8 protein-coding genes are annotated in these 6,359 nt (G+C 71.0%); 6 read left to right on the top strand and 2 right to left on the bottom strand.

Translation table 11 applies throughout. The features are described from left to right. A partial coding sequence (locus N864_RS17850) for a hypothetical protein (RefSeq protein ID WP_205620992.1) occupies positions 1–371 on the top strand: 371 nt, incomplete at its 5' end. Here the strand turns inward: N864_RS17850 and N864_RS17845 are convergent. Beyond that, entirely contained in the window at positions 353–934 is a 582-nt protein-coding gene (locus N864_RS17845; protein ID WP_034720154.1) for a 2'-5' RNA ligase family protein, read from the bottom strand. The genes N864_RS17850 and N864_RS17845 overlap by 19 nt on opposite strands. Positions 935–998: 64 nt before the next feature. Between N864_RS17845 and N864_RS17840 the strand changes: the two genes are divergently transcribed. Together N864_RS17840 and N864_RS17835 are read left to right on the top strand one after the other, a co-directional pair. Further along, positions 999–2,144: an acyl-CoA dehydrogenase family protein gene (locus N864_RS17840; RefSeq protein WP_034720151.1), complete on the top strand. Its 1,146-nt coding sequence runs from the start codon at positions 999–1,001 to the stop codon at positions 2,142–2,144. Positions 2,145–2,158: 14 nt separating this feature from the next. Then, positions 2,159–2,932, top strand: coding sequence for an SDR family oxidoreductase (locus N864_RS17835; RefSeq protein ID WP_051518762.1), 774 nt, complete (start codon positions 2,159–2,161; stop codon positions 2,930–2,932). A gap of 64 nt (positions 2,933–2,996) precedes the next feature. Here the strand turns inward: N864_RS17835 and N864_RS17830 are convergent, their stop codons facing one another. Continuing rightward, positions 2,997–4,052 carry a cell wall-binding repeat-containing protein gene (locus N864_RS17830; RefSeq protein WP_034720149.1) on the bottom strand — a complete coding sequence of 352 codons (1,056 nt, stop codon included), beginning with the start codon at positions 4,050–4,052 and terminating at the stop codon, positions 2,997–2,999. A gap of 198 nt (positions 4,053–4,250) precedes the next feature. Here N864_RS17830 and N864_RS24800 point away from each other — a divergent pair, with 198 nt between their 5' ends. The 3 genes from N864_RS24800 to N864_RS17820 form a co-directional block, all read left to right on the top strand. After that, entirely contained in the window at positions 4,251–4,412 is a 162-nt protein-coding gene (locus N864_RS24800; protein WP_155892998.1) for a hypothetical protein, read from the top strand. A gap of 89 nt (positions 4,413–4,501) precedes the next feature. Further along, on the top strand, positions 4,502–5,710 hold the full coding sequence (ftsY, locus tag N864_RS17825; RefSeq protein ID WP_240474387.1) for a signal recognition particle-docking protein FtsY: 1,209 nt from the start codon (positions 4,502–4,504) through the stop codon (positions 5,708–5,710). A gap of 158 nt (positions 5,711–5,868) precedes the next feature. Next, the coding region (locus tag N864_RS17820; RefSeq protein ID WP_034720144.1) for an ammonium transporter at positions 5,869–6,359 on the top strand (491 nt) is incomplete at its 3' end.

Below are 6,359 nucleotides of genomic sequence, written 5' to 3'. Positions count from 1 at the left end.
GCCCCCACCGGCGATGCCCGGGGCGGTCCCGGACGGCGGACCGGGACGTCGCCATGACGCCGGTGGGGGCCGCCGACGTGCTCGCCGGCGGTGTCGGCTGGCTCGTCACCGTCGTCTCACCTCTCGTCGTCGCGGGTGCCCTCGTCGTCGCCGGCAGCGTGCTCGCCCGCACCCGCAGCACGACGATGGCGCTCGGGATCCTGCTCGACCTGTTCCTCGTCGTGGGTCTGCTGCGGCTCAGCGCCACGGCGACGTGGGCGGCCATCCTCACCGCCGCTGCGATCGTGCTGATCCGCAAGGTCGTGATGCTCGGACTCGCCCGGGGCAGGCAGGCGCTCGCCGCCGATGCTCCTCAGCCGACCTCGCGCTGAGCCGGCGCCGTGAGCCCGGGTCGTCGTGAGGTGACGGGCTCACCGAGCGGCCAGCTCGCGATAACGTGGCAGTGGCCCGGTTGGTACCACACGAGGTCGAGGCGCTCGGCCCAGCAGGCGGCCGGGACGAGCGGCCCGACCAGCGCCCTCGTGGACGCGACCGAGACGCCATCGCCCTCCGCGTCGAGCGTGAGGTGCGGGCGCACGTCGGGGAACTCAGCGGCATACGGCAACTTGTCGGGGAACGCCGCGCAGAGGTCAGCCGTCAGCGCGCGGAACGGCGTCTCGGGCTCGGGGACCAGGTGGATGATCCCGTTCGGAAACACGTCGAACCGCTCGAGCCGGAACGCGAAAGGCGCGGTCCGGGCCGCGATCGACGAGACGGTCGCGAGCCGCTCCGGGGTCAGCTCGGCGCGCGTCAGGAAGGGACCGAGCGCGGTCACGTGGGCGTGGACGAAGCCGGGGTCGCTCGACAGGTAGTCGACGTCATAGTGCTCGTGCCGGCCCCGCACGAACGGCTCGAGCTCGGGGACGGGAACCTGCAGGACGGAGTGGCCGGTCACGTTGACAGCATCGTGCCCCCGGGCGAGACTAAGCAAGCGCTTAGTTACTCACTGGGAGGTTCGCATGCCCCGGCACATCTACGAGGAGGACCACGAGTCCCTCCGCAAGTCCGCCCTCGAGTTCGTCGAGCGGACGCTGCGCCCGCGCGAGGAGCAGATGGCGGAGCAGAAGTCGATCGGCCGGGAGGTCTGGCTCGAGGCGGGCCGACAGGGCTTCTTCGGCTTCTGCATCCCCGAGGAGTACGGCGGTGCGGGCGTGGTGGACTACCGCTTCAACGCCGTCCTGACGGAGGTCTGGGCCGGGTTCAACGCCGCCGTCAGCTCGTGCTTCGGCATCCACGGCGACGTCTGCCCGCCCTACATCGTCGACCTCGGCACGGAGGAGCAGAAGCGGCGCTGGCTGCCCGGCATCGCGAGCGGCGAGCTCATCATCGCGATCGGGATGACCGAGCCGTCCGGCGGCTCCGACCTCGCCGCCCTGAAGACAACGGCCGTGCGCGACGGTGACGACTGGGTCCTCAACGGGTCCAAGACCTTCATCACCAACGGCTACCAGGCCGACCTCGTCATCGTTGCCGCACGGACCGACGCGTCCAAGGGCGCCAAGGGCATCACGTTGTTCATGGTCGAGCGTGGGATGGCCGGCTTCGAGAACGGCCGCAAGCTCGACAAGGTCGGCATGCCCGAGTCCGACACGGCCGAGCTGTTCTTCGAGAACGTGCGGGTCCCCGACGCGAATCGGCTCGGCCCCGAGGGGCTCGGCTTCATCGCGATGATGCAGCGGCTGCCGCAGGAGCGGGTCGGCTCGGCGGTCAACAACGTCAACCACGCGAAGGCAATCCTCGAGGAGACGATCCAGTACGCCAAGGAGCGCAAGGCCTTCGGCCAGCCCATCGGGGCGTTCCAGTACAACAAGTTCCTCCTCGCCGAGCTCGTCACGAAGATCGAGGTCACCCAGTCGTTCGTCGACGAGTGCGTCCTCGCGCACGGGAGGGGAGAGTTGAGTGCCGTCGACGCCGCCAAGGCCAAGTGGTGGAGCGCCCAGGTGCAGAACGACGTGCTCGACTCGTGCCTGCAGCTGCACGGCGGCTACGGCTACATGAACGAGTACCGCGTGGCCCGCGCCTGGAAGGACGCCCGCGTGACGAAGATCTGGGCCGGCTCCAACGAGATCATGAAGGAACTCATCGGAAGGGACCTCGGGCTCTGATGGGGGTGGAGGAGATGGCTGCACCAGGAGCAGGTCGGCACGTCGGCACCGTCGCCATCGTGACGGGGGCCAGTCGGGGGATCGGCCTCGGCATCGCGGAGCGACTCGTCGCCGAGGGCGGCAAGGTCGTCATCACCGCTCGAAAGCCGGACGCACTCGCCGAGGCGGTCGAGCACCTCGGCGGCCGCGCGAACGCGGTCGGGGTCGCCGGCAACGCGGCCGACGAGGCGCACCAGGAGGAGGTCGTCGAGGCGGCCCGGTCGACCTTCGGTGGCTTGCACTACCTCGTCAACAACACCGGCATCAACCCGGTCTACGGGCCGATGCTCGACAGCGACGCGCAGGTGGCGCGCAAGGTGCTGGACGTCAACCTCGTCGCGGCGTTCTCGTGGATCCAGCGGGCCGTCAAGGCGGGCCTCGGCGACGCCGAGCACCCGGGCGCCGTCGTCAACCTCGCGTCGGTCGCTGGGCTGGGAGCCTCCGGCACCATCGGCTGGTACGGCATCTCGAAGGCCGCACTCATCCACCTGACGAAGGAGCTTGGCTACGAGCTCGGCCCCGACGTGCGGGTCAACGCCGTCGCACCGGCTGTCGTCAAGACGAAGTTCGCGACCGCGCTGTACGAGGGGCGCGAGTCCGAGGTCGCCGCCGCCTACCCGATGAAGCGGCTCGGGGTGCCCGAGGATGTCGCGGGCGCGGTGAGCTTCCTGCTCTCGCGCGACGCCGGCTGGATCACCGGGCAGACGCTGACCATCGACGGTGGGGTCACGCTCGGGGGAGCGCTCTAGACCCTCGGTATGCCGCTGGGCCGGGACCGCACGCAGGCGCAGTCCCGGCCCAGCGGCGTCCGATCTACGGGTTGAGCAGGGCCGTGAAGGCCGACTTGACCCCGTCCGTGACGACGGTCGGACCGCCGAGGACGAAGCCGGCCTGCACGGTCGACGGCGTTGCCGACTTCACGATCTCGGTCGTGACAGCCCGCGTGGCGGGAGGCAGCGACGCCTGCTTGGCCAGGACGAGGGGGCCCGCGGTCGCAATGAGCGCACCGCCCGCCAGCGCGTCCGGCCAGTTCTCGCCGGTGGCGAGCGCGATGCCGGTCGCGTCGTCATCAGCGGACCCCGGGTTGGCCCAGAAGGCCCGGGCGACGAGGGCCGCGGTCTCGTAGCGGTCCCTCCCGGCCAGCTTGTCGGTCCATCGGAAGGACGCCTTGGCCGTCGCGCCGCCCACCGCGAACACCTCGGTGCCGGCAGCCTGCTCGGCCGTGAGGTAGGACTTGACGACCGGCGGCAGGACGCTGTCCTTCGTCAGCACGACGGAGGCGGCATACCCGGCTGCCGTGGCGCCGGCGGCCAGCCCGTCCGGGAAGTTCTGGCCGGTCGTGGCGAAGATGAACTGGGGATGCCCCTTGCCGCCCACCCGGGCGACCTCCTTGGCGACCGCGACCGACGTGGCATAGCGGTCGCTGCCGGCCAGCCGCTTCACGGTGTAGCCCCGGTCCATGAGGCTCTGGGCGGCCGCCCCCGAGATGGCTCCCGTGCTGCCGAGGACGTAGACGACGCCCTTCGTGCCCAGGATGCGCTTGACCTCGTTCATGGTCGCGGCGTCGATGTAGGCCGTGTGGCTCAGCAGGAGTGGGCCGCCGACGGCGCCGGCCAGCGCGGAGCCACCGAGGGCATCCGCGTAGTCGTCGTACCGGCTGATCACGGCAGCCGCGGCCGTGGGCCCGTTCGTGGTGCCGGCGTCGTCCCACATCGCCGTCGAGGCGGCGACGGCGGTCGCGATGCGGTTCGGGCCCGCGACGCGATAGACCGGGACGGCCGGCGCGGCGGCCAGGGCGGGGGGCAGGACGGTCGCCGTCAGGACCGCAGCGCTCGCGGCGGCGAGGGTGAGGCGGAGGGGAGTTCGCACGGGTGCTCCTTCACGAACGGCGCCGGGTGCACCGGTCCGCGGTCAGGTTATCCCCGTCCGGACCGTTTGGGTCCGAAACCGCGCGGCTGGGCCGGGTCACCATTCGACGGTCACAGCAGGGTGACGAATCAGTCACGGAACCGGCCCCACGGCGAGTGTCCCGATCGCCTCTGAAGTCACATCCGTCACTCTGGTCACATGATGTTCCTTATCTTCGCGATGCTGGTCGCGACCGGTCTCGGTGTAGCGATCGTCGGCTCCGTCGCCCTGCCCGCGCGCCGCGACGGCAGGGGACTCTTCACGACCCGCGCGGCATCGCGCCTCGCCGGGGTGCGGCGTCGCCGTCCGCGGACCCACTGAGCCATCGCGGCCATCGCGGCCGCAAGCGGTGGGCCGCACGGCCCCTCGGCAGCGACGGGGCCGCCGGCACCGCGTGATTGGATGAGTGCGTGGACAACCTGTGGCTCTACGTCATCATCGGCCTGATCATCCTCGTGCTCGGCGCCGGCCTCGTCTATGGCCTCATGCGCGGTGGCGGCCGCGCCGAGACGCCGATCGACGAGCGCGAGGCGCCGCGGCAGGCGCCCCCCGGGTTGCCCGCCGAGGACATGGACCGTTCGCCCGGGCAGGCCACCGGAGCGGCGCCGGCGCCCGAACAGCCCGGTCAGCCCTCGGAGGGGCCGACCGAGATCGGCGTCGAGGAGATCATCCCGGCGCCCGCGGTCGAACGGCCCGAGTCCGCCCGCGGGCGGCTGCAGCGGCTCCGCGCCCGTCTCGCCCGGTCCAACTCGGCGATCGGCAAGGGGCTGCTCGCCCTGCTCTCCCGGGGCAAGCTCGACGAGGAGGCCTGGGAGGAGGTCGAGGACACCCTCATCGCCTCCGACCTGGGCGTCGAGGCCGCCACCCAGCTCGTCGACTCGCTGCGCACCCAGGTCAAGGTCGAGGGCGCGACCGACGAGGCGACCGTCCGGGACTGGCTCCGCAAGGACCTGCTCGAGCTGGTCCAGCCCGACATGGACCGGCGGATCGCGTCGTCGCGCGTCGGCATCCGGCCCGCCGTCATCCTCGTCGTCGGGGTCAACGGCACCGGCAAGACGACGACCGTCGGCAAGCTGGCCCGCGTCCTCGTCGCCGAGGACCGCGACGTGCTGCTCGGCGCAGCCGACACCTTCCGGGCGGCGGCGGCCGACCAGCTCGAGACGTGGGGCGGCCGGGTCGGCGTGCCGACGGTGCGTTCCGACAAGGAGGGCGCCGACCCGGCCGCGGTGGCGTTCGACGCCGTCAAGGCCGGCATCGAGCAGGAGGTCGACGTGGTCATCATCGACACGGCGGGGCGACTGCACAACAAGGTCGGCCTGATGGACGAGCTCGGCAAGATCAAGCGGGTCATCGAGAAGCAGAGCGACATCGACGAGGTGCTCCTCGTCCTCGACGCGACGACCGGCCAGAACGGCCTGCAGCAGGCCAAGGTCTTCGCCGAGGCCGTCGACATCACCGGCATCGTGCTGACGAAGCTCGACGGCACGGCCAAGGGCGGCATCGTCGTGTCCGTCCAGAACCAGCTCGGCGTCCCCGTCAAGCTCGTCGGCCTCGGCGAGGGGCCGGACGACCTGGCGCCGTTCGACCCCGAGGCCTTCGTCGACGCCATCGTGTCGTGAGGCCGTCGAGCGGGCGGTGAGCCGGCCGCCCGGGCGGCTGAGCGGCATACAGTGAGGCCGTTGCCGGAAACGAGAACGTCACACCCGCGCTGATCTGTTGACGCGCCCGTAACGTCCGGCGCGAGCAACGGAAACGGGCGCTCCCGAGACTCCTCGGCATGAAAGACGCACTCAACTCCGGCGACACGGCCTGGATGCTCGTCAGCGCCTCGATGGTGCTGCTCATGACGCCGGCCCTCGCGCTGTTCTACGGCGGCATGGTCCGCGGCAAGTCCGTCCTCAACATGATGATGATGTCCTTCGGGGCGATGGGCGTCGTCGGTGTCGTGTATGTCCTGTGGGGCTACTCGATGTCCTACGGACCGCACTCCGTCGGCGGGCTCTTCGCGAACCCCCTGGACCTGTTCGGGCTGCACGGCGCCATCACCGACAGCACGGGTGCCTACGTGATGAGCGGCAGCTACCCGACCGTGGTCAACGTCGCGTTCCAGCTGACCTTCGCGATCATCACCGTGGCCCTCATCAGCGGCGCCATCGCCGACCGCGTCAAGTTCAGCACGTGGCTCGTCTTCAGCGGGCTGTGGGTGACGCTCGCGTACTTCCCGCTCGCCCACCAGGTGTGGGGTGGCGGCCTGTTGTCCGGCTCGGC

Origin of the sequence: Intrasporangium chromatireducens Q5-1 (genome assembly GCF_000576575.1) — a bacterium.
In the GTDB taxonomy this organism is placed as follows: Bacteria; Actinomycetota; Actinomycetes; order Actinomycetales; family Dermatophilaceae; genus Intrasporangium_A; species Intrasporangium_A chromatireducens.
Note: the sequence above shows the minus strand (reverse complement) of the source record. Positions and strands in the feature narration are given on the sequence as shown.

Coding starts and splice junctions, on each gene's coding strand:
- N864_RS17840 (WP_034720151.1), top strand. CDS start 999: ATGCCCCGGCACATCTACGAGGAGGACCACGAGTCCCTCCGCAAGTCC.
- N864_RS24800 (WP_155892998.1), top strand. CDS start 4,251: ATGATGTTCCTTATCTTCGCGATGCTGGTCGCGACCGGTCTCGGTGTA.
- N864_RS17835 (WP_051518762.1), top strand. CDS start 2,159: ATGGCTGCACCAGGAGCAGGTCGGCACGTCGGCACCGTCGCCATCGTG.